The sequence below is a fragment of the Pseudomonas sp. TMB3-21 genome (genome assembly GCF_054898145.1).
Window position 1 is genome coordinate 5,622,255 of the sequence record NZ_CM142718.1, and the last position, 26,718, is coordinate 5,648,972.

Below are 26,718 nucleotides of genomic sequence, written 5' to 3' on the forward strand. Positions count from 1 at the left end.
TCCTTCAGGCAACCGGATTGAGCTGCGCTTTGAGCAAGTCGCGGAACGTCTGGATCAACGGTTCACGGCTGCGGCCACGGCGCACGATCATCGAAAACGGCGCCTGATAACCGAAGGTCGCCGGCAGCAGAACGCGAAGATCGCCCTTGTCAGCCCAGGCCTGGGCATAGTGCTCCGGCAGGTATCCGATGTAGGCGCCGGACAGCACCAGAATCAGCTGCGCTTCCATACTTTCGACGGTCGCGGCGCTGTGCTTGAAGCCGTGACGGGCCAGTTCGGCCTGACTCCAGTAACCACGACCGACCATGCGCTGCTGTGTGATCACTTGCTCGGGGATGCGCCGTTCGCTGAACAGCGGATGGCGACTGCTGCAATACAGCCAGTGTTGTTCGCGGTAAAGCGGCATGTAGACCAGGCCGCTCATTCGCGTGGAAAACGCGCCGATGGCCAGGTCTAGACGGTTGTCCTGCACGCCCAGTTGCAGTTCGTACGGGCTCATCACCGACAGGTGCAAATGCACGGCCGGGTGTTCCTGGCTGTAGGCGCCAATGGCTTCGGCGAATGGCAGGGCCTTGTCGCTAACAGTGGAATCGATCACGCCGAGGTTGAGCGTACCGCGCAACTCGCCTTTCAGCGCAGCGGCATATTGCTCGAACCCTTCCAGCTCACCGAGCAGGCGCAGGGTTTCCTGATGGAACAATTCGCCTTTGCTGGTCAGGCTGAAACCGCCCCGCCCGCGATGGCACAGCACCAGACCGAGCGCCGCTTCGAGCTGACTCATGTAGGTACTGATCGCCGATGTCGAGAGGTTGAGCTCTTGCTGCGCGGTGGCAAAGCCTTGATGCCGGACCACGCTGACGAAAATGCGCAGGAGTTTCAGGTCGGGTAAAGCGTTGGCCATGGGGCCTCCAGCAAAAGCACATATAGACGATGAGGTCCTGTAGCAGCTGCCGAGCCTGCGAGGCTGCGTTCGGCTGCGCAGCAGTCGTGCCATCAGGCGAAACGGAGTTTCAGGAAACCTCATGCTCAGGTTTTACGACTGCTGCGCAGCCGAACGCAGCCTCGCAGGCTCGGCAACTGCTACATGAGCACTGCGAGTCTATCGCCGCCACGCCCATTAGTTTAGAAAAATCTGAACTAAGTATTTGCCCGTAGCGATTCTTCCCGGCCACTACATTTTGCAGAATCGGCCCCACTCCGGTGCCCGTCTCTCTCTAAGGCGTGCACCGACATAAATAAAACAACGACGATGAGGCCCTACCCGTGGACAAGATTCTTCACCAACCACTGGGCGGCAACGAAATGCCGCGCTTCGGCGGCATCGCCACCATGATGCGACTTCCCCATGTGCCTACCGCTGCCGGCCTGGATGCTGCCTTCGTTGGCGTACCGCTGGACATCGGCACGTCCCTGCGCCCCGGCACCCGCTTCGGACCTCGCGAAATCCGCGCCGAATCCGTAATGATTCGCCCGTACAACATGGCCACCGGCGCCGCACCGTTCGATTCCCTGTCGGTCGCCGATATCGGTGACGTGGCGATCAACACCTTCAACCTGTTGGACGCCGTGCGGATCATCGAAGAATCCTACGACGCCATCCTTGAACACAACGTGATCCCGTTGACGCTGGGCGGTGACCACACCATCACGCTGCCGATCCTGCGTGCGATTCATAAGAAGCACGGCAAGGTCGGCCTGGTGCACATCGACGCCCACGCGGATGTGAACGACCACATGTTCGGCGAGAAAATCGCCCACGGCACGACCTTCCGTCGCGCGGCCGAAGAAGGCCTGATCGATTGCGATCGTGTCGTTCAAATCGGTCTGCGCGCTCAAGGCTACACCTCGGAAGATTTCAACTGGAGCCGCAAACAAGGCTTCCGCGTGGTGCAGGCCGAAGAGTGCTGGCACAAATCCCTGGCGCCGCTGATGGCTGAAGTGCGCGAAAAAGTCGGCAACGGTCCGGTGTACCTGAGTTTTGACATCGACGGCATCGATCCAGCCTGGGCACCCGGTACCGGCACCCCGGAAATCGGCGGTCTGACGACTATTCAGGCAATCGAGATCATTCGCGGCTGCCAGGGTCTCGACCTGATCGGTTGCGATCTGGTAGAAGTCTCGCCGGCTTACGACACCACCGGTAATACCTCGCTGCTGGCCGCTAACCTGCTGTACGAAATGCTCTGCGTACTGCCGGGCGTGGCCCATCGCTGAGGATCGGTCATGAACGGACTCGATCAGGTCTTAAGTGCTGCCGCTGCACTGGTGAAAGCCTTTGCCCGTAACGATCGCGAAGCCTACTTCGGTGCGTTCAGCGCCGATGCCAGCTTCGTGTTCTACACCCTCGAACAGCCTCTACTGTCGCGCGATGCCTACCAGGCGCTGTGGGACAGCTGGCGCGCCGAGGATGGCTTCGAGGTGCTGTCGTGCACCTCGAGCAACGCTTACGTCAGCCTGCAGGGTGACGTGGCGATTTTCATCCATGACGTGGCCACCGAGCTGCGCATGCAAGGGGAGCATCACTTCAGCCAGGAGCGCGAAACCATTGTGTTTCGCCGACAACAACAAGGCCTATGGCTGGCCTGCCACGAACATTTATCCGCAATGCCGGAAGGGCTGCCACCCCCTTAGCCAAACAGGTGACGCTCACACACGATGAGCGCGCCTTTATGATCGGAGCAGATCATGAATAATAACAACGACAAAAGCCTTAGCAGCATCGAAACAAACGGGGTCGAACAGATCCCGGACCACGAGCGTGACGCCCGCCCCAGCGACTTGTTTCGCCTGATCTTCGGCGGCGCCAATACCTTTGCCACCGCTGTACTCGGCAGTTTCCCGGTGCTGTTCGGGCTGTCGTTCCAGGCGGGTGTCTGGGCGATTGTTCTGGGCGTGTTGCTCGGCGCGCTGATTCTTGCACCCATGGGCCTGTTCGGTCCGCTCAATGGCACCAACAACGCCGTGTCTTCCGGTGCGCACTTCGGCGTGCACGGGCGGATCGTCGGCTCGTTTCTGTCATTGTTGACCGCGATTGCTTTCTTCTCGCTGTCGGTGTGGAGCTCGGGTGATGCGTTGATCGGTGGCGCAAAACGCCTGATCGGCCTACCGGAAACCGACCTGTCACTGGGCCTGGCTTACGGGCTGTTCGCGATACTGGTGCTGATCGTCTGCATCTATGGTTTCCGCTTCATGTTATGGGTCAACCGCATTGCGGTGTGGGCGGCCAGTGCACTGTTCCTGCTCGGGGCCTTCGCCTTCGCGCCGACGTTCGACAGCCAGTTCAGCGGCACTGTCGCGATGGGTCAGGCCGGCTTCTGGGCGGCGTTCATCGGCGCGGCACTGGTGGCCATGAGCAATCCGATTTCCTTCGGCGCGTTCCTCGGTGACTGGTCTCGCTACATTCCACGAGAAACCCCGAAAAGCCAGATCATGCTGGCGGTGATTGCGGCACAGATCGCTACCTTGATCCCGTTCCTGTTCGGCCTCGCCACCGCCACCATCGTCGCGATCAAAGCGCCGGACTACATCGCCGCCAACAATTACGTCGGCGGTTTGCTGGCCGTGTCGCCGAGCTGGTTTTTCCTGCCGGTATGCCTGATCGCAGTAATCGGCGGCATGTCCACGGGCACCACAGCGCTATACGGCACCGGGCTGGACATGTCGAGCGTGTTCCCGCGTGTGCTGTCACGGGTCAAAGCGACGCTGCTGATCGGGGTGATGTCGATTGCCTTCATCTTCATCGGACGGTTTGCGGCAAACCTGGTGCAGAGCGTGTCGACCTTCGCCGTACTGATCATCACCTGCACCACCCCGTGGATGGTGATCATGATCATCGGTCTGCTGGTGCGTCGCGGCTTCTATTGCCCGGATGACCTGCAAGTGTTCACTCGCGGCGAAAAAGGCGGTCGCTACTGGTTTACCCATGGCTGGAACTGGCGCGGGCTGGGCGCATGGATCCCTAGCGCGCTGGTCGGTCTGTGCTTTGTCAACCTGCCGGGGCAATTCGTTGGCCCATTGGGCGAACTGGCGGGCGGCATCGACATCAGCCTGCCCATCACACTGGGCCTGGCGTCGGTGCTGTACCTCATCTTGCTGGGTCTGTTCCCGGAACCGGCCGCCGTGTTCGGGCCGAACGATCCACGCAGCAAGGGCACGGATACGCTCGCTAAACCGGCAATGCGACAAGCCGCCTGATCAAACGCATCACCTGTGGTCAACGCTCCCACAGGAATGGGTTTCCCCACAGAAATTGATTTCAGCCTCACCATAAAAAAGACAATCGGAGACACGCCATCATGGCTTTGGATTTATTGGTCGTCATCATTTACGCCGTGGCAATGCTGGTGCTGGGTTACTACGGCATGCGCAAGGCAAAAACCCACGAAGATTATCTGGTCGCAGGTCGCAACCTCGGCCCTGGCCTATACATGGGCACCATGGCCGCCACGGTTCTGGGCGGTGCGTCGACCGTGGGCACCGTGCGCCTGGGCTACGTTCATGGCATTTCCGGTTTCTGGCTGTGTGCTGCACTGGGTTGCGGGATCATCGCGATCAACCTGTTCCTCGCCAAACCGTTGCTGAAACTGAAGATATTCACCGTTACCCAAGTGCTGGAAAAGCGCTACAACCCAATGGCGCGGACGGCCAGCGCGACCATCATGCTCGCGTACGCACTGATGATCGGGGTGACGTCTATCCTGGCCATCGGCACCGTGCTGCAAGTGCTGTTTGACATTCCGTTCTGGGTTTCGGTGCTGCTTGGCGGCGGCATCGTGGTGATCTACTCCACCATCGGCGGCATGTGGTCCCTGACCTTGACCGACATCGTCCAGTTCGGCATCCAGACCGTCGGCCTGATGTTCCTGTTGCTGCCGATCTGCATGTATCGCGTAGGTGGCTGGGACCAACTGGTGGCGCAGTTGCCGGCGGCCAGTTTCAGCTTCACGAGCATCGGCTGGGACACCATCATCACTTACTTCCTGATCTACTTTTTCGGCATCCTGATCGGCCAGGACATCTGGCAGCGCGTGTTCACTGCACGCAGCGAGAAGGTCGCGAAAGTGGCCGGTACCTCCGCCGGGATCTACTGCATCATCTACGGCCTGGTCTGCGCTTTGATCGGCATGGCGGCGCACGTACTGATCCCGGATCTGGACAACGTCAACAACGCTTTCGCAGCCATCGTCAAAGTGTCTTTGCCGGACGGTATCCGCGGCCTGGTCATTGCCGCAGCACTGGCTGCGATGATGTCCACCGCCAGCGCCGGCCTGCTCGCGGCATCGACCACGCTGTCTGAAGACCTGCTGCCGAAACTGCGTGGCGGCAAGCCGTCGAACGTCAACAGCAACCGGCTGTTCACCCTCCTCACCGGCATCGTGGTGCTGGGCATTGCGTTGGTCGTGAACGATGTGATCAGCGCCTTGACCCTCGCCTACAACCTGCTGGTCGGCGGCATGCTGATCCCGCTGATGGGCGCCATTTACTGGAAACGTGCAACCACGGCCGGGGCGATCACCAGCATGGCGCTTGGCTTCGTGACTGCTCTGGTGTTCATGTACACCGATGGCATGGACGCCAATACGCCAATCTATTACAGCCTGGGGGTCAGCCTCGTGAGCTTCGTCGCGGTGAGCCTGCTGTCCCGTCGTCCGGCAGGGGTGGCGACTGCGATCTAAACTGTACTCGACTTGATGCTTTCTTTGACGGGTGTGGCGTCGGTTGCCACACCCGTTTTTTTCGTCTGCAGAATGCTGTTGTGAAGAGCCCCCGAGATCGAGCCTGCTGTACTCGAGCGCGGGAAGAGCTACGTCAACGTTCGTGAAGAACAATCATGAAAAAAGCAGCCGTTCGCGCCGCCGTCCACCGCTTCATCAGCCGCTTGCTGGAAAATCAGCAAGACTTCGCCGACAACGCCAGTCTGCAGGATTTGGGATTGGACAAAGAGGATATTGAGGAATTGATCTTCCATCTGGAAGATGAGTTGGGCCTGACGGCATTTACCGCCGAAGAGGACCAAATGCTCAAGACCGCCAGGACGGCGAATGACTTGAGTCGGTTTTTGATCGAGATTGGGCGGCATTAAAACCGCCCCCTTGCGAAGAACGCCCTGTAGCAGCTGTCGAGCACCGCGAGGCTGCGTTCGGCGGTGCCCATCATCTACCCGAAGCTATTTACCGCCGGCGTTGCTGGCGTCGACGCTGTTCGTCGTCCGTACGAATAGGTACAGGTTGCATAGGTGGTTCGATCAAACCGAGTGCAACACCCAGATCGTGCAGCCAGTTTTGGATTTTCTCTTTCATGGTGCCCCCTTCAGGGTAGTGCTGAGCGGCTGAAATTCTGAAGCCCCTTCGCACTGATAATAGTCCGAAGTCCTACGCAATGCTCGGCAAATGAAGCAATGATCTGTTACTGAATTGATCTGAATCCCGCAGTGTAAGTTCAAGCAATCGCCTGCACCGCGATCACCGGTGGTGGATAGACCGAAATACCTGACCGAGCGGCCGCCTGCATCACCGGTGCAATGTCCGGCGCTGCCCATTTGATCATGACCTGCTGAACGCCCCAGATCAGGCACAGGCCGATCATCACCTGCAGTGCAAATCCGTCGGCGCTGCGGCGGGTGATGCTCACTGGAAGACCACGACTGCACAATCCATGGCAGTAAGACTCTCAGTAGAAGCAATACCCGGTCATAGCAGCTGGCGCAGCCTGCGTCCGGCAGCGCATCACCCGCGATGTGTACTTTCAAACGATTGATTGGCGACTGGTGCGCAGCCGGACGCAGGCTGCTACACGGGAGAGGCAGATTTCACAGTCTGGACTGTTGCCGAGACTGCAACAGTGCATGTCGGAATCGCTATTTTTCCTGCAAGAACAATGGCTTATTCTCGCCGGGCTTTCACGCCAACCGGGCGGCCAGCACGAAGCGACGGAAGCTGCTCAGCGCACGCCACCGCGAAGATTCAGATGATTTGAAGCCTTTCGAATCATCACCCCATGTTCCCTGACGTTGATTTGTTACTCCTTGATCCACGTCTTACTTTGGCCGCTGCGTTTGCAGCGGCCTTTTTTATGGGTGATGGTTTTGTTGCAGAGCGAAAATTCCACTTAGTGCTTAAAACACATCCCACAAGAACCTACCTGTAACTACATAAGAAATATCTGTTAATGCGTAGGAGAATTCTACTTGCATACCTAATCCGTGAATTTTCAGTCAACTTCTACATCGAACTACTCACAACCAGTTCAGACCCAGCCTGATGTGCCTTGAAGTAATCTGATTGAGCATTACCCACTTGTTGCTCAAGGAAGATAAATCATGACCGAGAAACAAGGTCCTCCGCTGGACCTGGCACAGACAATTGTTAACGGAGAAAACAATACCGTCCACCTGGACACCACCTACGTCGGAAAGCATCCAAAGCCCGGAACAAATCCAGTAGGTGGAGGTTTTCGTGTTCCGCCAACCCGCCCTGGCGGAATGGGCTCAGGCATCACCCATACCGAAGGCCTTAGACGTGAAACAAGAGATAAAATAAAAGTCACGCAAGCATGGGTAAAAAACGATTACTCGGCGAAGTCTCAGGATTTGCCGAGGCTAACCGAAGTTGAGCTCGCTACTGCAAGAGAGTTACATCCGGCGCATGTGGCTACACCTGCACAGTCATATCAGCACGAAGTCAATATCAGAAACATATTAATACAGCAAAAGACGACCGCACTTTACGCTTATACGGTGCAGGCTAATGATTGTAGTGGTCTAATGAAACCGGACACCCATTTAGGCGAGAATGCTCGCCAGATCGAGGTGTCAGATGACCAAACAACGCCGTTCCTTTTCCGCTGAGTTCAAACGCGAGGCTGCCGACCTCGTGCTCAAGCAAAACTACAGCTACATCGAAGCCAGCCGTTCACTCGGCGTCGGCGAGTCGGCCCTGCGCCGTTGGGTTGACCAGGTTCAGAAGGAACGCCAAGGCGTCACTCCGCAGAGCAAAGCGCTGACACCGGAGCAGCAGAAAATCCAGGAGCTGGAAGCCCGGATCGCCCGTCTTGAACGGGAAAAATCGATATTAAAAAAGGCTACCGCGCTCTTGATGTCGGAAGATCACGAGCGTACGCGCTGATCAATCAGCTGAGCGTCCACGAGCCGGTTGATTGGCTGTGCCAAGTGTTTGAAATCAACCGCTCAAGTTACTACGCCCACCGCCTCAAGCGGCGAACGCCTGATGTCGAACGGCTTCGGTTGCGCAGCCGGGTGAGCGAGTTGTTTTCACAAAGTCGCAGTGCTGCCGGCAGCCGTAGCCTTCTCTCGCTGATGCGTGATGATGGTGAGCAACTCGGTCGGTTCAAAGTGCGCAGCTTGATGCGCGAGCTTGATCTCGTCAGTAAACAACCTGGTTCTCATGCCTATAAACGAGCAACGGTTGAACGGTTGGATATCCCGAACATCTTGAATCGGGAGTTCGATGTCCCGGCACCCAACCAGGTGTGGTGCGGCGACATCACTTACATTTGGGCCCAGGGGAAATGGCACTATCTGGCAGTCGTGCTGGATCTTTTTACGCGCCGGATAGTGGGCTGGGCATTGTCAGAAAAACCAGATGCTGGGTTGGTGATCAAGGCGCTGGACATGGCCTACGAACAGCGTGGAAGGCCTCAAGGGCTAATGTTTCACTCGGATCAAGGGTCGCAATATGCGAGCCGCCTGTTTCGCCAGCGGCTCTGGCGTTATCGCATGCGTCAGAGCATGAGTCGTCGAGGAAATTGCTGGGACAACGCGCCGATGGAGCGGGTGTTCCGCAGCTTGAAAACTGAATGGATACCGACCGTGGGCTACAGAACTGCTCAAGAAGCCCAGCGCGATATCAGCCATTTCTTAATGCATCGCTACAACTGGATTCGACCCCATCAATTCAACGGTGGACTGGCGCCAGCTCGGGCCGAAGAAAAACTTAACGTCGTGTCCGGGATTAGTTGACCACTACAGATTTCTATGGGCACAGTCCGCTCAATGCAACTATTGGGATTATCTAATCCGAGCTCAAGCTCTGGACAGATCAGTCACTCCCTATGGGCCTGCTTATTCAAAATGGGCAAACTCTTACCAGTCTGCCCACACGGCTAAGCTGCTAACTGAGCAGATTCAGCTATTAAACAATCAGCAAGCACACGTACAAAACCTGCTTGCCGCTGCACACGTGCAAGAACAGATCGCTGCGGCTGAGCAAGCGCGTGTTGCAGCACTGGCCGAAGCTATGCGAGTAGCAGCCGAGCAAGCCCGAATTGCGGCGCTGGCCGAAGCTGAACGAATAGCGGCGGAGCAAGCCCGAATCGCGGCGCTGGCCGAAGGCGAACGAATAGCAGCCGAGCACGCCCGAGTTGCCGCGCATGCGGCGGCGGAGCAGGCCGCGGCGGACTTTGCCCGCATCAGCTCAGAGGAGGCCCAGCGTGTCTTAGCGGAATTGGCCCGCTTGAAGGAGGAAGAAACTCAACGCGCGGTGGTGGACGCGAATCGCCGTAATATGGAAGAGCATCAACGAGCGCAGGAAGAGTTTAAGAAGAGCCAAATCAAAAGCGCTGAAGAACTCAGACGCCTGCAGTTGAAGATTGCTGCCGAAGATCAAGCTCGCATCGCCAAGCTAAACGCTGCCATAGCCGAAGTCGAGGCGAATTCGTTAGAGGCTGCCGATCAGTTCGCAGCGGAACAATCTCGTCTCGAAAGTGAAATGGAACGGCAGATTGAGGCGATACACCAAAAGCTTCAGCGCGAAGGCGAGATTTTGGAGCTTCGCCGAAAAATCGTAGATACCGCCATTGCTGTAGCGAAACGGCAAGCCCAACTTGCGACCAGACTTATCAAACTGAAGAACGCGGAGCGGGGACAGGCCTCGGCGCCGATATTTATCAACGTTGGTCACCTTGCAGCATCAGGATTTGCCTTTTCAGGAACCACTGGTGCAAGAAACATCGGGCCAGGTGCAGCATTGGCGCTAAGAGCCTCGCTGCGCGCAGCGATATCTGCCATTACCGGCGCAATCGCGACCCTAGGTGCACCGCTGCTGGTCGGCTTCGCGGCATTACTTGCACCATCACGTCTTGGCAATGGAGATCTCTATTCCGTAAGTGTCCCCTTATCGGAACTCCTAATCGTCTCGGATGACGCCCTATTCGAGGTCGCGACTACAATAGGAGAAATCGATCTGCCGCTGCGTTTGGGCGCAAAAACATCAGGCAATAGAGTTGAGATCATCGTCGCGTCAACAAGTGAGAGGGCAGTACCCGCCAATGTGCCGGTGAGACTCGCGCACTTCGACTCGACTAAGAATGTCTATATTTCTGCCAGCACCTTCCCTAATGGTCCTGTCGTCACTTGGACGCCAGTCGCACACAAGCAAAACCCGTCGACCAGTTTTCCTCTTGCCGAACCCGACCTGCCTATTTACCAAGGAGCCACAGTCACGCCGATTGAAGGGCGAACTGACCCATTTCCAAGTCTGGACAGCTATGAATTTGGTGGTTATATCACGATATTTCCGGCTGCATCCGGAATCCCTCCGCTGCTTGTCGTATTCAACAGTCCTTATGAAGGGGCAACGGTGACAGGGGAACACAGCGGTCGCGATTTCAATCCAGAAAATACAGGTGGACCGATATTAGACCTGGAATGGATATCTGACGTGGCATCACAAGAAGGAGTCAATATCGTGAAATTGCATCTTTCCAAATTTAATCCGTCCGACGCAAACTCAGTGATGATCGATCGATTGGAGAAAATTCTCCGTGGAGAGCTATTGATAACCGACACGGATAAGCGCTTTTACATCCATGAAATCAGGGAGTTTGAAAGGTTTAAATCATTGGGCTATGGAGATACCGAAATGCCTGATGCGGAATCTGCCGTGTGGAACAATGTTCATACTGCGACCTTGGAAGATTTCAAAATGAAAGACGATCCCTCCTTGCTTTACACGTCAGAAGCACTGGCCGCAGCTGCGAAGCAGGACGAACGGGACTATCAACGTATGCTGAAGGAGATGCTGTAATGAACACAATTGAGCAGCTCGTCCGCAATGAATCCATAGACGACATTATTACTGTCTTCGCTTTAGTAAAGGCGACACCCCAACTAGACCTGATGATAGCGCGTTATAAGCCTGAGGCTCTTCGACATGGAGAGCTTCAACAAGCCTATGCACGACTATTCGAGAAAGGTGTTTTAGCAAAGGGAGAGAAGGGGCTGGCAACAAAAGGGCCAAACTGGAAAGCACCACCATTCGTCATGGAGAAAAGATATACCTGAAGTCTGAGGGCCACCAAGCCTAGTCTCTAGACTTGGTGGCCCTACCCTTAAATCGAAAACTTATGCAAATTCCCCATCTCCTTCAACGCTTCAACATTGCCTTTCGGATGCGCCGCACCCTCAAAATCAAATCTGCGCCCAATTCGCCGCCACTTCCGGCGAGAAACCCACCCGTGGATCGAAGCCGGCACCCAGGCTGCGCTCCCAGCGAACCTTGCCCATCCAGCCACTGTACCGGTTAAAGCGTTGCGGCGAGTGGCGCCATTTGGGCGAGCGCATCAGCGTGCTGACGGGACGCTTGGAAGTGGCCGCCAACGCCGACATGACGGCGAAGCGACTGATGACTGTGCGCGGCATCGGCCCAGTCATTGCCACGGCACTGGTGGCCAAGGAAACCAAGCCTGAGCGGTTTCCCAGTGCCCGCAAGTTTGCCGCGTACTTTGGCATGGTGCCTGACCAGCACAGCAGCGGGTAGACGGTCCGGCTGGGTGACATGACCAAGCCTGCGTCCGTAGCAGCTGGCAAAGCCTGCTGCTACAAGGGCTGGTTGCGCTGCGGGGATCAGCTCAGTTCAATGCGATCAGCATGGATAACGATCTGGCCATTCTTGTACAGCGCACCAATGGCCTTCTTGAAGTTGCCCTTGCTGACGCCAAACATGCTGGTGATGACGGTCGGATCGCTCTTGTCGCTCACCGGCAACGAACCATTATTTTCGCGCAACCTGGCGAGAATTTTTGAATTGAGGCTGGTTGCCGCTTCCTCACCAACCGGTTGCAGGCTCAGGCTGATCTTGCCATCGGCACGGACTTCCTTGATGAAGCCCTTCTCTTCTTTACCGGCGCGCATGAACTTGAAGATTTCGTTCTTGTGAATCAGGCCCCAGTGCTTGTTGTTGATGATCGCCTTGAAACCCATATCGGTGGCCTCGGCGACCAGCAGGTCAACTTCCTGGCCCGGTGTGTAACTGGCCGGGGTTTTGTCCAGGTACCGGTCCAGGCGCGCAGTCGCTGTAATGCGGCGGGTGTGCTTGTCCAGATAAACGTGCACCACGACATACTCGCCGGCGGTCATCTGGCGCTTTTCTTCGGAGTACGGCAGCAACAGATCCTTGGGCAGGCCCCAGTCGAGGAACACACCGATGCTGTTGACTTCAACGACTTTCAAACTGGCGAAATCACCGACCTGCACTTTCGGCTTTTCGGTTGTTGCGATGAGTTTGTCATCGCTGTCCAGATAAACAAAAACGTTGAGCCAATCCTCATCTTCGCTGGGAATATCTTTGGGGATATAACGGTTCGGCAAAAGAATTTCGCCGTCCGCGCCGCCGTCCAGATATAAACCGAAGTTCGTGTGTTTAACCACTTGCAAACTGTTGTAGCGCCCGACTAAAGCCATTTCCAATACCCTCATTGCGTGGGCGGCATTCTACCCGGTTTTGCGAGCGGCGTTGACGGGTCAGGCCGGTGGCGGGCGAAAATCTCTGCAAGCCGCGGTTTAGCTGATCGTTTCAGATACGGTGATGCCCGCTCGTCAGACCAAGGGGTCAGTTTTTATCTGCTACAGGTGGCCGGCGTAGCAATGTGCGTGCTCATTCTTATGATGTAAAACAGCGGCTTAGCCTTATCTTTCCGACTACAACTCGCGGATAATCCGTTTCCTGTGATAAGTATTTCAGGGGGATATTTGCCAAGCAATTGTCAAGTATTTCCTGTACTATGCCTGGCCAAGTTAATTTCTACAGGTTAATGGCCGCCATGCGTGTAAAAGCATCCACCAGCAAAGCAAAGCCAGCTCCAGCCGTTGAAACCAGCGAGTCGATCAACAACCAGATCGCTGCGTTCCTCAAGTCTGGCGGCGAGATCCAGCAAATTGCCAAAGGCGTCAGCGGCCAGACTTTCGGCCCGTCCAAGCAGATCACTCTGGGCAAGAAGTAAACCGCTACAAGATCCCCGCGATCACTGGTCCATAAGCGCTTTGAGCATCGAAGCGCTTGGACTGGAACTCCTCCCGAATACCTCCGCAGTTAATCCAATTTCTCAGAAATCGACGAACGGCCATCAGCGCCATGCATTCGTCGGTATCCTTGCACACGTCTAGATCAAGCGTTTCAGCAGGTTTGTTGCCTGCGCTCGCCGTTCATGGAGTGACGCATGCTCAAACCCTCCTGCTTATTGCTCGGCACCTTGCTGTCGTGTTCGGTCGCCAACGCACAGGTATTTCAGCGCGAGCTGGGCGACTTCGACCTCAAACTCGGCACAACACCCTCGCGCAGCATGGCCCAAGGGTTGGTCAAACCGGCCAGCACCGGTTCGTTCCACGGTGGCCTGGACCTCAGCCATGGCAGCGGCTTCTACGTGGGTCAATGGTCACCGAGCATGGGCCTGAGCCCCGGCAGCAACCTTGAAGTCGATTCGTACTTCGGCTTCAAACAGCCTTTCGATCACACGCTCGGTTACGAAGTCGGCATGATTCATTACAGCTACCCGGAAGTCGACACCCTCGACAGCCAGGAACTGTTCGGTGGTCTGACCTTGCTCGGCAGCCGCTTCGGTGCAGCGTTCAGTAACGATCCCGACAAACAGAACAGCACCGTTTTCGCCGACCTTGGCGGCAATCAGCCGTTCGGCATCGGGGTCAGCATGAAATACACCACCCATCAGCTCAATGCACCGGTGTCGGTAGACGGCGGTTATATCGGCAGCTTCACCGACTGGTCAGTGCAACTTTCCCGGGCGTTCATGGGCGTCGACCTCAACCTGATCTACAGTGACTCGAGCCTTAGCGGTAGTGATTGCTCCGCGTACTCCGGGCACAACAGCCGGTGTGACGGCCTGGTGACCATCAAGGCAGAACGCGCTTTTTATTGATTGGCTGAACTGCCAGCCTCATCCTGCGATCACATGACAACCTACGCTTTCGCAAGGACTCGCCCATGTCGCGCTGGTTAAAATGTCTTGCTATCTTCCTCACCCTCAGCCTCGCCCTCGGTGGATGCAGCCGCGTCGGCCTGGCTTATCGCAATCTCGATGTGATCATTCCGTGGACGCTCAGTGATTACCTGAGCATAAGCGGTGACCAGAAAGACTGGTTCGATGATCGTCTCAAGGAGCATTTGAGCTGGCATTGCTCCACGCAATTGCCCGGTTATCTGGACTGGCTGGATCGCTTGCAAACGATGGTCGAGACCAATCAGGTCACCGACGCCGCGCTGCAAGAGCGCACTCGCGAAGCCAAACAGGCGATCGCGCAGACCGCCCGCGAAATCACACCGTCGGCGATCCAGTTGTTGAAAGGGCTGGATGACAAGCAAGTGGCGGAGATGAATGAAGCCTTCGCCAAGGACCAGCGCAAGCGTCAGCAGGAATACGTGAAACCGTCGCTGGCTGACCAGATCGAGGATCGCAGCGAGCGCATGGAAAAACGCATGAACGACTGGCTTGGTCCGTTGAGTCCGACCCAGCAGAAACGAGTCGCTGCCTGGTCCTCCGCATTAGGCGATCAGAATAAGCAGTGGATCGCCAACCGTGCACATTGGCAGAATCAGTTCAGTGCAGCCGTTGCGCAGCGTCAAAGTGCAGAATTCCCACAGCGAATCGAGACGCTTCTGGTGAACCGCGAGAGTTTATGGACGCCGGCTTACCGCCAGGCTTTCGCCAATACCGAAGCTCAGGCGCGCGCCCTGTTCGTGGATTTGATGGCGGAGAGCACGCCGGAGCAACGGCAGCGGTTGCTTCAGAAAATCGAAGGGGTGCGTAAGGACTTCAATGATTTGAAGTGTTTGAAGGGCGCCAAGCAAGGCTAAATTCGAGCGCAAATGCAATGTGGAAGCGGGCTTGCTCGTGAATGCGGTGGTTGAGTCACTTTATTTATCAGCTGACTAACCGCAATCGCGGGCAAGCCCGCTCCCACATGGGTCATGGCTCAAATCAGGCGATCTGCGCCTTCGATGCCACTTCATCAAACGTCACTTCATCCAGCGCATCTTCCTGCTCATCCAGCACCTGACGTGGATGGTCATTACCCGGAATGCTGCTATCGATCAGGCTCAACAGACTCGAGCCCCTTGGCGTCAGAATGTAATTGGATCCCGTGCCGCCCTGCTCCTCCGGGCGCGCTTCGATATAACCGCGCTCAACCAGCAGACTTTCATACTCGCCAGCCACAGCTTTCAGATGGTCGACGTTTTCAGTCTGCACACCTTCGGATGCCTTCTCTGCCACGTACTGTTCAGCATACGGCCGAGGCGTGAAGCTGGGTTCACCGTTCTGCACTTCGTGCAACAAGCGTTCTATTAAATCCCAGTTGTAAGTCGTCATCCTGATTCAACCTCCAAAGCCTGTGAGTGAGATGGCCTTCCTAGGTTGTGACCGGTGCGCTCGTTAGCCGTTCAGCTCTGCTTTTAGCAGGCGCTGACCGGCGGTATGTCGAATGACCCGGTGGTCGCGCGACTATAGGTGTAAGTCACCTCCCAGCCTCACGCAGGAGAAATCCCGATGAACATTCAGAACCATCCCGTGGTTTCCCGGGAAGAATGGCTCGCCGCCCGCAAACAACATCTGGCCCGTGAAAAGGCGTTTACCAAAGAGCGCGACAAACTCAGCGCTGAGCGTCGCGCGCTGCCCTGGGTGAAGATCGACAAGGACTACCATTTCCAAGGCCCCAATGGCGAGCTGAAACTGGCCGACCTGTTTGGTGGCCGCAGCCAACTGGTCATCTACCATTTCATGTACGGCAAAGGCTGGGATGAAGGCTGTCCCGGTTGCTCGTTTCTGGCCGATCACATCGATGGTGCCAATTTGCATCTGGCACATCACGACGTCGCGGTGGTGGTGGTTTCCCATGCGCCTTATCTGGAGTTTCAGCCGTTCAAGCATCGTATGGGCTGGAAGTTTGATTGGGTGTCGTCCGAAGGCTGCGATTTCAACTATGACTTTGGGGTGTCGTTCCGAGCGGAGGACGTCGCTGCTGGTAAAGCCACCTACAACTACGAAAAGTCTGACGCCACCGAGGAAGAGCTTCCTGGGTTGAGTGTGTTTTACCGCAGAGAGGATGGGGAAATTTTCCATACTTATTCCGCTTACGCGCGGGGGCTGGATATGTTGGTGGGTGCTTATAACTACCTGGATTTGATGCCTAAGGGGCGCAATGAACGGGAGATTATGGATTGGATGACTTATCACGATCGGTATGAGGAGGCGGCGCCGAGCAGTTGCTGTCATGGGAATAGCCGGTGAGTGAACATCTGCAAGCGTGCTCCCACCGGCTCCTGCCGGAGCGGCTCTGTGCATAGGCGAGAATCTGTGGGAGCGGGCTCACCCGCACTGCCTTAGTCAGGCTTATTGCAGGTGAGAGCCAAGGAAAAGCAGTTCGGTCCACATAGTCAGAATAGAAAAAACACGGTGAAGTACAAAAGCAACGCAAATGCCGCCGTCCCAGCCCGTATTTTAGGGTCTCCGCTGGGGCCCATTCCCCCCAATCCCAGACCGACCCACCCACCGCACAGATAATTGTAAACAGCCCGTGCAAACCAGAGCTGGAGCAGCACCATCGAAAAAAAACGTTTCCAGCTGCCGTCGAACCTTATGAATCCCGCACCTATAGCGACGACGAGCAGCAGCAGTCCTATCCAGTGTCTGTGTTTTTTAAGTGCTTCAATCATTCGCTTTCTCTAATATGTCCACTGACTTTCCCGCAATGGCGTCCCAGACCCCTGCTGCTCCCATGCCGTTCGCTAACTTGCTAGCGGCTTCTTCAGACAGGCCGCCGCGCACAGCGAACATCTCGAAAGAGTCACTCAACAAGTTGGTTGCAAGGCTCGAAAGGGTTTCATCTTTTAAATAGCCGGACAGTAATGAAGCTGCAACCGACCCGTTCGATAATATCGCAGATGTGACACCACCCGCGGGAATGGCGGCGACGCCCATTATCCATCCGATGTCGTTAACGGTCTTTACGTCTGCCGCTCTCAGCCATTTGAGCGTCTCTGAATCACCAAAGTCAATATTCGCTCCCGTTGCCAGGCACTCTGCATTTGCGCACGGCATATACCGCGGAGCGTAGGCTGCCCCATCGATAATGACGGGCACACGGTAACGTCCACTTTCGTCGGATGGATAACCGCTCAAAGAGTCTCTAGTACCAGGCCCGCTGGGAGTTTTCGACCAGTCGGCGTTATCGCTGATAGACGTGAATCCTGTCTGTGCTGTTATCGTCCATGAATATGCATCCGTAGCAGAGCTTATGTACGCGATTACCTCCCTGTCCGCGGGTTGGAAATTTTGAACGTATTGACCATTGCCCAGAGCGATCCAGTTGCCGCCCGTATCGTAAATACCTGTACCACTGGCGACCATATCCGTCACACCCGTAATCCCTGTTCCGTTGACTGAGGATAAACGAAGCTGCGTTTCAATTTGCTCAGCGGTAAATTTCCCATTACTTCGAGCCGCAAGTTGCTTGGCCAATTCCCTCTCTTCTCTGTGCAACTGCCTGTTGTATTGTGAAGCGTTTTTCGTCACCCAGGCCGCCTTTTCCATTGTTGCTGCATCGACATCTTTCCCGGTTGTGGCCGTCAATACACCCACAATCTGTGAACTCATCGTCAGCAGGTTGTCATCACCCTTAAGCTTTGTGTCCAGATAACTGATCAATGCCTCGTTCGCTCCAGCAGCCAGAGCGCCCGTTCTGAAATCGCCACCCGTGACTTCGGCGAGCAGGCCACCGACCATTGCATGGATGGCGATTTTGCGCATCGAGCCGTCCTCTATACCTACGGTGTAATCACCAACCGCATTGAAACTGGCCGCCGCCAATGTGTTGAACACGGCCGTTTTCAACACGTCACTCATGTGCACATCCTGCCCAAGCACTTTACCCAGCAAAGCGGACGTACCACCTTGGAGCAAGTGATTTTGAGCGAACTGGTTGACACCCGTCATTGTGTTGAGCGGCGGGCTGCTAATATTCCCTGTGAGCGGATTCCTCGTAGTGCCTGTCCATTCGTTGAAATAACCTGTTGTCAAACCGGCCGACACCCCCGAAATGACGTAACCTTTAAGCGCATCGGAAGACGTCACATCTTGGAATACCGCGCCCAGATCCCCTCCGTTATTAATAAAACTAGTGGCCGCATTCGTCGCTGCACTGGACGCTACGGCTGCAAAACCGGCGGCCCATCCCGCGCCCATGCTGGCACTCAAAGCGCTTAGTGCCGCGGGTCCGACAATGGCCGCCATTGCAATCGCAACAATCAACTGCGCCGCCGGGCCTAATCCCGAGTTGCTGTACTTGAACGACTCGTGAATTTCCTTGACCTGGCGCCAATCCACATCGCCGCGCGCTTCGGCCTCTTTGAGCCAGGCCAGTTGCGGGTCGGCCTGGACCATCGCATCGATGGTCTGGCTGACGGTTTGCTGGTTGACCTCCTTGATGTCGATCTGCAGACCGTCGACCGCTTTAATCACGATGTCGCCTTTGGCGTTCATCTGGGTCTGGCGCAAGGTCTCATCGGTATTGCCTTTGCCCTTGGATGAGTTCCAGAACGCGTCGTTATCACTCTTGGTATGGCTTTCGTCATGAAGGTCTTTGACACCTTCGAAAAGTATCGAGCCCCCACTGTCGATAACGATGTCCTTGCCACTGTCGAGCTTCGCCACCTGATACCGCTGATCCCCACCGCTAACCAGCGTCAGGTCCCCACCCGCGGTAATTTCACTGCCGATGTTTTTCACATCGGTCACTTCGTCACGCTTGGTCTTCACCGCGCCGAAAGAGCCTTTTTTCTTCTTGTCGTATAGCGAGTAATCGCTGTCTTGCGCTGCAAGAATGTCGAGCCGATCGCCCGCCACCAGATACGCTTCGTCGCCTGCCGTGATGCGGCTGGAGATGACCGCGAGGTTTTGCCCGGCACTCAATGCCACATCGCCGCCGGCGGTGACGCCCGACATGACCTGGCCGACGTGGTCTTCCTGTACCGTCAACCGTTTGCTCTTGGACAGGGAATGCTCCTCGTCCGCGGCTGAGCCGATAGTCAGGTTTTCCGTGGCAGCCATGGCAATGTCGCGCTTTGCATCGATCTGGCTGGCGATGACGTTGATGTCGCGCCCTGCCTCGACGTACAGATCACGGCCAGCGGTAACGGTGCTGCCGAGTTGAGTGATATCGCTGCTGGTGTGCCTGCTGTCCAGGACCACGCTGTTGCTGAGTTGGGTGGGGACGATATTGACGTCGCGCCCGGCCTTCAGGGTCAGGTCGCGACCGCTTTGCAGGACGCTGCCGAGGTTGTTGATGTCGTTGCTGGCCAGCAGGTCGAGGCGATTGCCCGCCTCGATCAGTCCGCTGTTGACCAGGTCAATGCCGGCTTGGGCCGACAGGTTGTTGGTGGCGCGCAGGGTGCCGACGTTGCGGAGGTTTTGGCCAGCGATCAGGCTGACGTCTTTACCGGCAATCAGGGCGCCGTTCGGTCCAAGACGGTGGTCACCTCACGCTGGTAACAGCAGCAGGCCCGCTCCGGCATGCCAGCCGCATTACCGACGGGAGTGACGCCCGTTTGGACCTGCACAATGTGCTCAACCGCAGTGACAGCGGTTTCGCCAGTCACGTCTCCACCGACGGAACTTTCACCCCACCATCAGCCTCAACCGCTTAACCGCCCGATACGGATCAGAGGCCATTCCATGAAAACTCTTATGAAGCTCACCCTCGCTGCCACCTTTGCGTTCGCCCTTCCCGTTTGGGGATGCACACCCGAAGAAGCCACGATCAAGCGCGATCAACTGGCCAAGAGAGTGTCTGAACTTACGCAGCAGAATCCGGACAAGGCCAAAGAGATCAACGATGAACTGCAGCAAATGAACCTGGACACTGCCAGCGCGGACGTGCCGGACAAGTGCCAGTTGATTGATCAGCGTTTGAAGGAACTGGACACGGCGGAGAAGAAGGCTGATAGCTGAGTCGATTAATCAAAAAATCGCAGGCTTCGCCAGCTCCTACGGAGCGGAGATGGCCTGAAGCTCGCCAGAGCCTACGAAAAGCCGACGGCCTAAGTATCGCCAGCTCTTGCGGGGGATGTCATGGTCAAACTCCAGACATAAAAAAACCCGGACAATCACTGCCCGGGTTTTTTATTGCGCGAAGAAAGCGTTACTCAGCAGCCGGCGCTTCCGGCTTGCGGCGCTTGAGTGGCGCCATGCCGTCCTTGCTGACCAGCGACAGGGCGTCGGTCTTCGGGCGGTTGGCGATCTTGCGCTTGGTCGGTGCCTTGGCGCCGGTTTTCTTCTTGTCGCCTTTGGCGTCGACTTTTTTCTTCTTCACGCCGACGGCTTTGCCCGAGGCCTTGACCTTTTTCGGTCCGCCGTAGGTGCCTTTGACTTCCTTGATGGTGCGGCGCTCGAAGCTCTGCTTGAGGTAGCGCTCGACGCTCGACATCAGGTTCCAGTCGCCGTGGCAGATCAGCGAGATGGCCAGGCCATCGTTGCCGGCGCGACCGGTACGGCCGATACGGTGGACGTATTCGTCGCCGCTGCGTGGCATGTCGAAGTTGATCACCAGGTCGAGGCCGTCGACGTCCAGACCGCGAGCGGCAACGTCGGTGGCAACCAGGATCTTCACGCCGCCCTGCTTCAGGCGATCAATGGCCAGTTTGCGGTCTTTCTGGTCCTTGTCACCGTGCAGCACGAACGCTTTGTATTCCTGGGCCACCAGGCGGCCGTAGATACGGTCAGCCATGGCGCGGGTGTTGGTGAAGACGATGGCCTTCTGGTAGGTCTCATTGGCCAGCAGCCAATTGACGATCTGCTCTTTGTGCTGGTTGTGGTCAGCGGTGATGACCTGTTGGCGAGTGGTCGCGTTCAGGTCACTGACGTTGTTCAGTTGCAGGTGCTCAGGGTTGTTGAGCACCTTGGCAACCATTTCACGCAGGCCCGAACCACCGGTGGTGGCCGAGAACAGCATGGTCTGCTGGCGATTGGTGCACTCTTGCACCAGACGCTGGACGTCTTCGGCAAAACCCATGTCGAGCATGCGGTCGGCTTCGTCGAGGACCAGCACTTCGACTTCTTTCAGGTCGAGGTTGCCGGCGTTCAGTTGCTCGATCATCCGCCCCGGCGTACCGATCAGGATGTCCGGCACCTTGCGCAGCATGGCGGCCTGAACCTTGAAATCTTCACCGCCGGTGATCAGGCCGGATTTGATGAAGGTGAACTGGGCAAAACGCTCGACTTCCTTGATGGTCTGCTGGGCCAGCTCGCGGGTCGGCAGCAGAATCAGGGTCTTGATGCTGACGCGGACTTTCGCCGGGCCGATCAAGCGGTTGAGGATAGGCAAAACGAACGCAGCGGTTTTGCCGCTACCGGTTTGCGCTGTCACCCGCAGGTCACGCCCTTGCAGCGCCAGCGGGATGGCCGCTGCTTGCACAGGCGTTGGCTCGACAAATTTAAGCTCGGCCACGGCTTTGAGCAGGCGTTCGTGCAGGGCGAATTGGGAAAACACGGGTGCTACCTCGAAGAAATACAAAAAAACAGCTGCATAGGGTACCGGTTTCGAGCGCGCAGGCCGAGTTTCTTTGTGCAAACGGCAGCAAACAATGGTGATTTTGTTGCCTGATTTGTCCTCAACCGTCACGCAAAGCGTCTTAAATGCTCTAATCGACCGTCGCGTCCAACAGAAGAACCGGTTTTACCCATGGATATAAAACAGCTCTGGCTCAACGCCCAAGACCTCTGGGGTGCGCTCGATCAGCACCCGCTCCTGCATTCCAGTCTGGGACTGCTGATGTTGCTGGTGGTGGCGCTGGTGCTCGGACGAGTGGCGCGCTACCTGATTCTGCATGCGACCAAACTGCTCGGTCGCCAACCGGCGCTGCACTGGATCAACGACTTTCGGCATAACAAGGTGTTTCACCGCCTGGCACAGATGACGCCGTCGCTGGTGATCCAGTTCGGTCTGCAACTGGTACCGGCGCTGGGCAAGACCAGCGTGATTTTCCTTGGCAATGCGGCCATGGCGTTCACCATTCTGTTTATGGTGCTCGCGATCAGCGCGTTGCTCAGTGCCTTGCTCGACATTTATGCACGTACCGAACATGCCCGCACGCGTTCGATCAAAGGCTACGTGCAACTGGCGAAAATGGTCTTGTACGTGTTCGGCGCAATCATCATCGTTGCAACGTTGATCGATCGCTCACCGCTGTTGCTGCTGTCAGGTCTGGGCGCCATGTCGGCGGTGATTCTGTTGGTCTATAAGGACACGCTGCTGTCATTCGTTGCCAGCGTGCAGTTGACCAGCAACGACATGTTGCGGGTCGGCGACTGGATCGAGATGCCGCAGGTCGGCGCCGATGGCGATGTGGTCGACATCACGTTGCACACGGTGAAGGTGCAGAATTTCGACAAGACGATTGTCTCGATTCCAACGTGGCGATTGATGTCCGAGTCGTTCAAGAACTGGCGCGGCATGCAGCAGTCCGGCGGACGGCGGATCAAGCGCAGCCTGTTCATTGACGCCAGCGGCGTGCGATTTATCCGCGATGAAGAAGAGCAAAACCTGTCTCAGGTCCATCTGCTGACCGACTACATCAGCCGCAAACAGGCCGAGCTCAAGGCCTGGAATGAAGCGCAGGGCAACGTCGCGGCGATGTCGGCGAACCGGCGGCGGATGACCAACATCGGCACCTTCCGCGCCTATGCGCTGGCGTATCTGAAGAGCCACCCGGACATCCAGCCGAACATGACCTGCATGGTCCGGCAGATGCAAACCACTGCGCAGGGCGTTCCGCTGGAAATCTACTGCTTCACCCGCACCACGGAGTGGGCGGATTACGAACGGATTCAGGGGGATATTTTCGATTACCTGCTGGCGGTGCTGCCGGAGTTTGGCTTGAGCCTGTATCAGCAGCCGAGCGGCGGGGATTTGCGGGCGGGGCTGCTGCCGGCCATGCTGGGCGCAAGCCACATTTCCGAACCCGAAAAACATGTGATATAGCACAGCTTTTCCCTTGTAGGAGTGAGCCTGCTCGCGAAAGCGGTGTGTCAGACGATATCAATATCAACTGACACACCGCTTTCGCGAGCAGGCTCACTCCTACAGGGGTTCATGGTGCAGTTAACGACTGGCGCACACCCAGCCGACTGATCCACACCGCCATCAAAATCACTGACCCACCGAGGAACAACCGGCCGAGCTCTTCATGCTGATTCCAGATCAGCAAATTGATCAGCAACCCCACGGGCACATGCAGGTTATTCATCACCGCCAGCGTCCCGCCGTGCACCAGGCACGCGCCTTTGTTCCACCAGTACAAGCCCAACGCCGTCGAGACCAGGCCGAGAAACAGCAGCACGCCCCATTGCAGCGGAGCTTCGGGCAGGAAGTCCGATTTGCCGAACAGCAGAAACGCCGGCAACGCTACCGCCAGAGCGCCGAGGTAGAAATAACCGAAGCGTCGGTAATGCGGCAGATCACTCGGATGGCGCGCCACCAGATGTTTATAAAGTACCTGCCCGGCGGCGTAGGTAAAGTTGGCCAGTTGCAACAACAGGAAACCCATAAAGAAATCCGGATTGATGCGGTCGTAGCGAATCAGCGCCGCGCCCATCACCGCCACCAGCGCTGCAATCAGTGCCCATGGATTGAATCGTCGGTTCAGCGCATCTTCGATCAGCGTCACGTGCAGCGGTGTAAGTATGGTGAACAGCAACACTTCCGGAACCGTCAGCACCCGGAAGCTCAGGTACAGACAAACGTAGGTGACGCCGAACTGCAACGCGCCTATCAGCAGCATGCCGCGCATGAACGCCGGTTCGACCGAGCGCCAGCGAGTCAGCGGAATGAACACGAGCCCCGCCAGCACTACCCGGATTAGCACGGCGAAATAGCTGTCGACATGACCGGCCAGGTATTCACCGATCAGGCTGAAGGAAAATGCCTGGATCAGCGTGACAAAAAGTAGATAGCCCATGCTCGCCTCGTTCTGAATGGGCGGCGACGATAGCGGGTTTTGCCGGTTATCGCGAGACGCACAATTCCGTGTAGGAGCCGGCTTGCTGGCGATCGCGGTGTATCAGCAGACACCAATGTCGCAGATGACACCGACATCGCCAGCAAGCCGGCTCCTACAAAGGTGAGTACACCCGACAAATCCCGGGCAAAAAAAAGCCCGATCTCGCTAATGCGTTCAATCGGGCTACAGCACTCAGATGCAACAAGTGCAAAGGGAGGTCGATGCGCGTACAGGCTTGAAGGGTTGCGCCGGGTCACTAAAACAATCGGCGATTATCTGGCGATTAACGGTCAGGCGACTTGCGAAAGTCGGGCATTGGCCTGGTTCAAGCCTTTCTCCTGAAAGTCGCCGCCCAGGTTCAGGCCCTCTGCGTGAATAAAGGTCACGTCGTGAATCCCGATGAAGCCCATGACCTGACGCAGGTACGGTTCCTGGTGATCCGTCAAACCGCCGGCATGAATGCCGCCGCGAGCGGTAAGCACGAAGGCGCGCTTGCCAGTGAGCAAACCCTGTGGCCCCGTTTCGGTGTATTTGAAGGTCACACCGGCGCGCAGTACGTGGTCGAGCCAGGCTTTGAGGGTGCTGGGAATTGCAAAGTTGTACATCGGCGCGGCCATCACCAGCACGTCGGCGGCCAGCAATTCATCGGTCAACTGGTTGGAGCGCTCCAGCGAAATCTGCTCGATGTCACTGCGCTGCTCGGCAGGCTTCATCCAGCCGCCCAACAGATTGATGTCCAGATGCGGCACCGGATTGGCAGCCAGGTCTCGCACAGTGATCTGATCGTCCGGGTGCGCAGCTTTCCACTGGTTGATGAAGGTTTGCGTCAGTTGACGGGAAACCGAGTCTTGCTGACGGGCACTGCTTTCGATGATCAGAACGTGGGACATGGGATGTAGCCTCCATCTGAGAATGCTGTAGGGCGATGGAGTGAAGGTTAAACAGTGTCATATCGATGAAAAAGCGCAAATAACTGCTGCAACCCATCGATAAATTCGTTTATAAGCTACGCATACTCTATGTGGGAGCGAGCCTGCTCGCGATCGCGGTGGCACCGAGCATCGATATCGACTGACGAGCCGCTATCGCGAGCAGGCTCGCTCCTACAAGGTTTTGCAGTCATTTCGGGGTGCAGGTCAGATTGATGCGCATCTTGATGATCGTGCGGTTGAACTTGGCGGTGGCGTTTTTATGTTTGCCGGCTGCCACTTCAATGGTGCGGTTGCGCGGAGCTTCCGGACCGTTGCTGAAAACCACCCTACAGATTGCATCGGTGCTGCCGTAGTTGTTCACCTGAATGGAAGCGATGTCGGCATCCGTGTCATACGCGTTGTAATCGATGCTCAGGCCATTCAGCTGTTTTTGAACATCGATCGGATAGGCAAACGCAGTCAGCGGCAGCATCGCCAAAACCACACAACAAAATTTTCTCATTCGGCAGTCTCCAATAAGGACTGCCAGCTTAGACAAGAGGAGCTATTCATGAAAGCGCCCCGCGTGACCCTCGATCAATGGCGAACGTTGCAAGCCGTGGTCGATCATGGCGGTTTCGCCCAGGCGGCCGAAGCGCTGCATCGCTCGCAGTCATCGGTCAGCTACACCGTTGCGCGCATGCAGGATCAACTCGGTGTGCCATTGCTGCGCATCGACGGGCGCAAAGCCGTGCTCACCGAAGCGGGCGGCGTGCTGCTGCGCCGCTCCCGGCAACTGGTGAAACAGGCCAGTCAACTGGAGGACCTGGCCCATCACATGGAACAAGGTTGGGAAGCGGAAGTGCGGCTGGTGGTCGACGCCGCCTACCCAAGCGCGCGGCTGGTACGGGCCCTGACCGCTTTCATGCCGCAGAGCCGCGGCTGTCGCGTGCGGTTGCGCGAGGAAGTGTTGTCGGGCGTCGAAGAAGTTCTGCTCGAAGGTGTCGCGGACCTGGCGATCACCGGCTTCAGCATTCCCGGTTACTTGGGCGCGGAACTGAGCGATGTCGAATTCGTCGCCGTTGCGCACCCCGAACACGCCCTGCATCGCTTGAACCGGGAGCTGAATTTCCAGGACCTGGAAAGTCAGATGCAGGTGGTGATTCGCGACTCCGGCCGCCAGCAACCGCGCGATGTCGGCTGGCTCGGAGCGGAACAGCGCTGGACCGTCGGCAGCCTGGCCACCGCCGCGACATTTGTCAGCAGCGGCCTGGGGTTTGCCTGGTTGCCGCGGCACATGATCGAACGGGAACTGCGGGAAGGCACGCTCAAGCTGCTACCGTTGGATCAGGGCGGCAGCCGTAATCCGAGCTTCTATCTTTATTCGAACAAGGACAAACCGCTGGGCCCGGCGACGCAGATCCTGATCGAACTGCTGCGCACCTTCGACACTGCGCCGCTGGATGCGCCTTTTGCCGCCCCTGAACAAGCCTGACATGGAGTGAATG

Annotated in this window: 26 protein-coding genes and 3 pseudogenes; 17 read left to right on the top strand and 12 right to left on the bottom strand. The window is 56.9% G+C overall.

The window, feature by feature from the left end; translation table 11 throughout:
• Window positions 1–4 precede the first annotated feature (4 nt).
• Window positions 5–901 carry a LysR family transcriptional regulator gene (locus ACYZTS_RS25710; RefSeq protein WP_028624256.1) on the bottom strand — a complete coding sequence of 299 codons (897 nt, stop codon included), beginning with the start codon at window positions 899–901 and terminating at the stop codon, window positions 5–7.
• Between the two features lie 362 nt (window positions 902–1,263).
• Between ACYZTS_RS25710 and speB the strand changes: the two genes are divergently transcribed.
• The 5 genes from speB to ACYZTS_RS25735 all read left to right on the top strand — a co-directional run bounded on the left by speB (window position 1,264) and on the right by ACYZTS_RS25735 (window position 6,082).
• Window positions 1,264–2,214: an agmatinase gene (speB, locus tag ACYZTS_RS25715; RefSeq protein ID WP_028624255.1), complete on the top strand. Its 951-nt coding sequence runs from the start codon at window positions 1,264–1,266 to the stop codon at window positions 2,212–2,214.
• A 9-nt stretch (window positions 2,215–2,223) separates the two neighbouring features.
• Window positions 2,224–2,631 carry a YybH family protein gene (locus tag ACYZTS_RS25720; RefSeq protein WP_461993004.1) on the top strand — a complete coding sequence of 136 codons (408 nt, stop codon included), beginning with the start codon at window positions 2,224–2,226 and terminating at the stop codon, window positions 2,629–2,631.
• A gap of 51 nt (window positions 2,632–2,682) precedes the next feature.
• Window positions 2,683–4,194 (top strand): purine-cytosine permease family protein, encoded by a 1,512-nt coding sequence (locus tag ACYZTS_RS25725; protein WP_461996550.1) that lies wholly within the window; start codon window positions 2,683–2,685, stop codon window positions 4,192–4,194.
• A gap of 101 nt (window positions 4,195–4,295) precedes the next feature.
• Complete coding sequence (locus tag ACYZTS_RS25730) at window positions 4,296–5,675, top strand: sodium:solute symporter family protein (protein ID WP_461993006.1); 1,380 nt, start codon at window positions 4,296–4,298, stop codon at window positions 5,673–5,675.
• Window positions 5,676–5,830: 155 nt separating this feature from the next.
• Window positions 5,831–6,082 carry a phosphopantetheine-containing protein gene (locus ACYZTS_RS25735; RefSeq protein ID WP_028624251.1) on the top strand — a complete coding sequence of 84 codons (252 nt, stop codon included), beginning with the start codon at window positions 5,831–5,833 and terminating at the stop codon, window positions 6,080–6,082.
• Window positions 6,083–6,170: 88 nt separating this feature from the next.
• Here ACYZTS_RS25735 and ACYZTS_RS25740 read toward each other — a convergent pair whose 3' ends face one another.
• Together ACYZTS_RS25740 and ACYZTS_RS25745 are read right to left on the bottom strand one after the other, a co-directional pair.
• The gene (locus ACYZTS_RS25740; RefSeq protein WP_257737111.1) at window positions 6,171–6,299 is read right to left on the bottom strand and encodes a PA1414 family protein; all 129 of its coding nucleotides are present in this window, start codon (window positions 6,297–6,299) and stop codon (window positions 6,171–6,173) included.
• Window positions 6,300–6,480: 181 nt separating this feature from the next.
• Window positions 6,481–6,630 (bottom strand): annotated as a pseudogene (locus ACYZTS_RS25745) (EamA/RhaT family transporter); the annotation flags it as partial.
• Window positions 6,631–7,318: 688 nt separating this feature from the next.
• Between ACYZTS_RS25745 and ACYZTS_RS25750 the strand changes: the two are divergent.
• The 4 genes from ACYZTS_RS25750 to ACYZTS_RS25765 all read left to right on the top strand — a co-directional run bounded on the left by ACYZTS_RS25750 (window position 7,319) and on the right by ACYZTS_RS25765 (window position 11,299).
• Window positions 7,319–7,846: a hypothetical protein gene (locus ACYZTS_RS25750; protein ID WP_461993008.1), complete on the top strand. Its 528-nt coding sequence runs from the start codon at window positions 7,319–7,321 to the stop codon at window positions 7,844–7,846.
• A protein-coding gene (locus ACYZTS_RS25755) for an IS3 family transposase (RefSeq protein WP_461991109.1) occupies window positions 7,815–8,977 on the top strand; the annotation gives its coding sequence in 2 pieces (ribosomal slippage) (window positions 7,815–8,070 and window positions 8,070–8,977; 1,164 coding nt in all). Before ACYZTS_RS25750 ends, ACYZTS_RS25755 begins: the two co-directional genes overlap by 32 nt.
• A gap of 220 nt (window positions 8,978–9,197) precedes the next feature.
• Window positions 9,198–11,042, top strand: a complete 1,845-nt coding sequence (locus ACYZTS_RS25760; RefSeq protein WP_461993010.1) for an S-type pyocin domain-containing protein — start codon at window positions 9,198–9,200, stop codon at window positions 11,040–11,042.
• Window positions 11,042–11,299: a hypothetical protein gene (locus ACYZTS_RS25765; RefSeq protein WP_461993012.1), complete on the top strand. Its 258-nt coding sequence runs from the start codon at window positions 11,042–11,044 to the stop codon at window positions 11,297–11,299. The genes ACYZTS_RS25760 and ACYZTS_RS25765 overlap by 1 nt, the downstream gene beginning before the upstream one ends.
• A gap of 47 nt (window positions 11,300–11,346) precedes the next feature.
• On the opposite strand, the pseudogene ACYZTS_RS25770 reads toward ACYZTS_RS25765, so the two are convergent.
• Window positions 11,347–11,527 (bottom strand): annotated as a pseudogene (locus ACYZTS_RS25770) (serine/threonine protein kinase); the annotation flags it as partial.
• Between the two features lie 112 nt (window positions 11,528–11,639).
• Here ACYZTS_RS25770 and ACYZTS_RS25775 point away from each other — a divergent pair.
• Complete coding sequence (locus ACYZTS_RS25775) at window positions 11,640–11,774, top strand: transposase (protein ID WP_461993014.1); 135 nt, start codon at window positions 11,640–11,642, stop codon at window positions 11,772–11,774.
• A gap of 86 nt (window positions 11,775–11,860) precedes the next feature.
• Here the strand turns inward: ACYZTS_RS25775 and ACYZTS_RS25780 are convergent, their stop codons facing one another.
• The gene (locus ACYZTS_RS25780; protein WP_461993016.1) at window positions 11,861–12,697 is read right to left on the bottom strand and encodes a CvfB family protein; all 837 of its coding nucleotides are present in this window, start codon (window positions 12,695–12,697) and stop codon (window positions 11,861–11,863) included.
• A 350-nt stretch (window positions 12,698–13,047) separates the two neighbouring features.
• Here ACYZTS_RS25780 and ACYZTS_RS25785 point away from each other — a divergent pair, with 350 nt between their 5' ends.
• The 3 genes from ACYZTS_RS25785 to ACYZTS_RS25795 all read left to right on the top strand — a co-directional run bounded on the left by ACYZTS_RS25785 (window position 13,048) and on the right by ACYZTS_RS25795 (window position 15,104).
• Window positions 13,048–13,236: a hypothetical protein gene (locus ACYZTS_RS25785; RefSeq protein ID WP_028621608.1), complete on the top strand. Its 189-nt coding sequence runs from the start codon at window positions 13,048–13,050 to the stop codon at window positions 13,234–13,236.
• Window positions 13,237–13,452: 216 nt separating this feature from the next.
• Window positions 13,453–14,169 carry a TorF family putative porin gene (locus ACYZTS_RS25790; RefSeq protein WP_028621607.1) on the top strand — a complete coding sequence of 239 codons (717 nt, stop codon included), beginning with the start codon at window positions 13,453–13,455 and terminating at the stop codon, window positions 14,167–14,169.
• Window positions 14,170–14,234: 65 nt separating this feature from the next.
• Window positions 14,235–15,104, top strand: a complete 870-nt coding sequence (locus ACYZTS_RS25795) for a DUF6279 family lipoprotein (RefSeq protein WP_461993019.1) — start codon at window positions 14,235–14,237, stop codon at window positions 15,102–15,104.
• Window positions 15,105–15,228: 124 nt separating this feature from the next.
• Here ACYZTS_RS25795 and ACYZTS_RS25800 read toward each other — a convergent pair whose 3' ends face one another.
• Window positions 15,229–15,618 carry a transcriptional regulator gene (locus ACYZTS_RS25800; RefSeq protein WP_150579919.1) on the bottom strand — a complete coding sequence of 130 codons (390 nt, stop codon included), beginning with the start codon at window positions 15,616–15,618 and terminating at the stop codon, window positions 15,229–15,231.
• Between the two features lie 177 nt (window positions 15,619–15,795).
• Between ACYZTS_RS25800 and ACYZTS_RS25805 the strand changes: the two genes are divergently transcribed.
• Complete coding sequence (locus ACYZTS_RS25805; protein ID WP_461993021.1) at window positions 15,796–16,536, top strand: DUF899 domain-containing protein; 741 nt, start codon at window positions 15,796–15,798, stop codon at window positions 16,534–16,536.
• 146 nt (window positions 16,537–16,682) lie between these two features.
• On the opposite strand, the gene ACYZTS_RS25810 is transcribed toward ACYZTS_RS25805, so the two are convergent.
• Window positions 16,683–16,961: a hypothetical protein gene (locus ACYZTS_RS25810; RefSeq protein ID WP_461993023.1), complete on the bottom strand. Its 279-nt coding sequence runs from the start codon at window positions 16,959–16,961 to the stop codon at window positions 16,683–16,685.
• Window positions 16,954–19,779 (bottom strand): annotated as a pseudogene (locus tag ACYZTS_RS25815) (DUF637 domain-containing protein); the annotation flags it as partial. The pseudogene ACYZTS_RS25815 and the gene ACYZTS_RS25810, both read right to left, overlap by 8 nt.
• 198 nt (window positions 19,780–19,977) lie before the next feature.
• On the opposite strand from ACYZTS_RS25815, the gene ACYZTS_RS25820 reads away from it, so the two are divergent.
• A complete protein-coding gene (locus tag ACYZTS_RS25820; RefSeq protein ID WP_461993024.1) occupies window positions 19,978–20,253 on the top strand; it encodes a hypothetical protein in 276 nt (91 codons plus the stop codon).
• Between the two features lie 190 nt (window positions 20,254–20,443).
• Here the strand turns inward: ACYZTS_RS25820 and ACYZTS_RS25825 are convergent, their stop codons facing one another.
• Window positions 20,444–21,790, bottom strand: coding sequence for a DEAD/DEAH box helicase (locus tag ACYZTS_RS25825; RefSeq protein WP_028621599.1), 1,347 nt, complete (start codon window positions 21,788–21,790; stop codon window positions 20,444–20,446).
• Window positions 21,791–21,982: 192 nt separating this feature from the next.
• On the opposite strand from ACYZTS_RS25825, the gene ACYZTS_RS25830 reads away from it, so the two are divergent.
• Window positions 21,983–23,281 carry a mechanosensitive ion channel family protein gene (locus ACYZTS_RS25830; protein ID WP_461993026.1) on the top strand — a complete coding sequence of 433 codons (1,299 nt, stop codon included), beginning with the start codon at window positions 21,983–21,985 and terminating at the stop codon, window positions 23,279–23,281.
• Window positions 23,282–23,390: 109 nt separating this feature from the next.
• On the opposite strand, the gene ACYZTS_RS25835 is transcribed toward ACYZTS_RS25830, so the two are convergent.
• The 3 genes from ACYZTS_RS25835 to ACYZTS_RS25845 all read right to left on the bottom strand — a co-directional run bounded on the left by ACYZTS_RS25835 (window position 23,391) and on the right by ACYZTS_RS25845 (window position 25,733).
• Window positions 23,391–24,257, bottom strand: coding sequence for a carboxylate/amino acid/amine transporter (locus tag ACYZTS_RS25835; RefSeq protein WP_461993028.1), 867 nt, complete (start codon window positions 24,255–24,257; stop codon window positions 23,391–23,393).
• 332 nt (window positions 24,258–24,589) lie between these two features.
• Window positions 24,590–25,189, bottom strand: a complete 600-nt coding sequence (locus tag ACYZTS_RS25840) for an FMN-dependent NADH-azoreductase (RefSeq protein ID WP_028621596.1) — start codon at window positions 25,187–25,189, stop codon at window positions 24,590–24,592.
• A 229-nt stretch (window positions 25,190–25,418) separates the two neighbouring features.
• A complete protein-coding gene (locus tag ACYZTS_RS25845) occupies window positions 25,419–25,733 on the bottom strand; it encodes a 3-phosphoglycerate kinase (RefSeq protein ID WP_461993030.1) in 315 nt (104 codons plus the stop codon).
• Window positions 25,734–25,781: 48 nt separating this feature from the next.
• Between ACYZTS_RS25845 and ACYZTS_RS25850 the strand changes: the two genes are divergently transcribed.
• On the top strand, window positions 25,782–26,705 hold the full coding sequence (locus ACYZTS_RS25850) for a LysR family transcriptional regulator (protein WP_028621594.1): 924 nt from the start codon (window positions 25,782–25,784) through the stop codon (window positions 26,703–26,705).
• Window positions 26,706–26,718 lie beyond the last annotated feature (13 nt).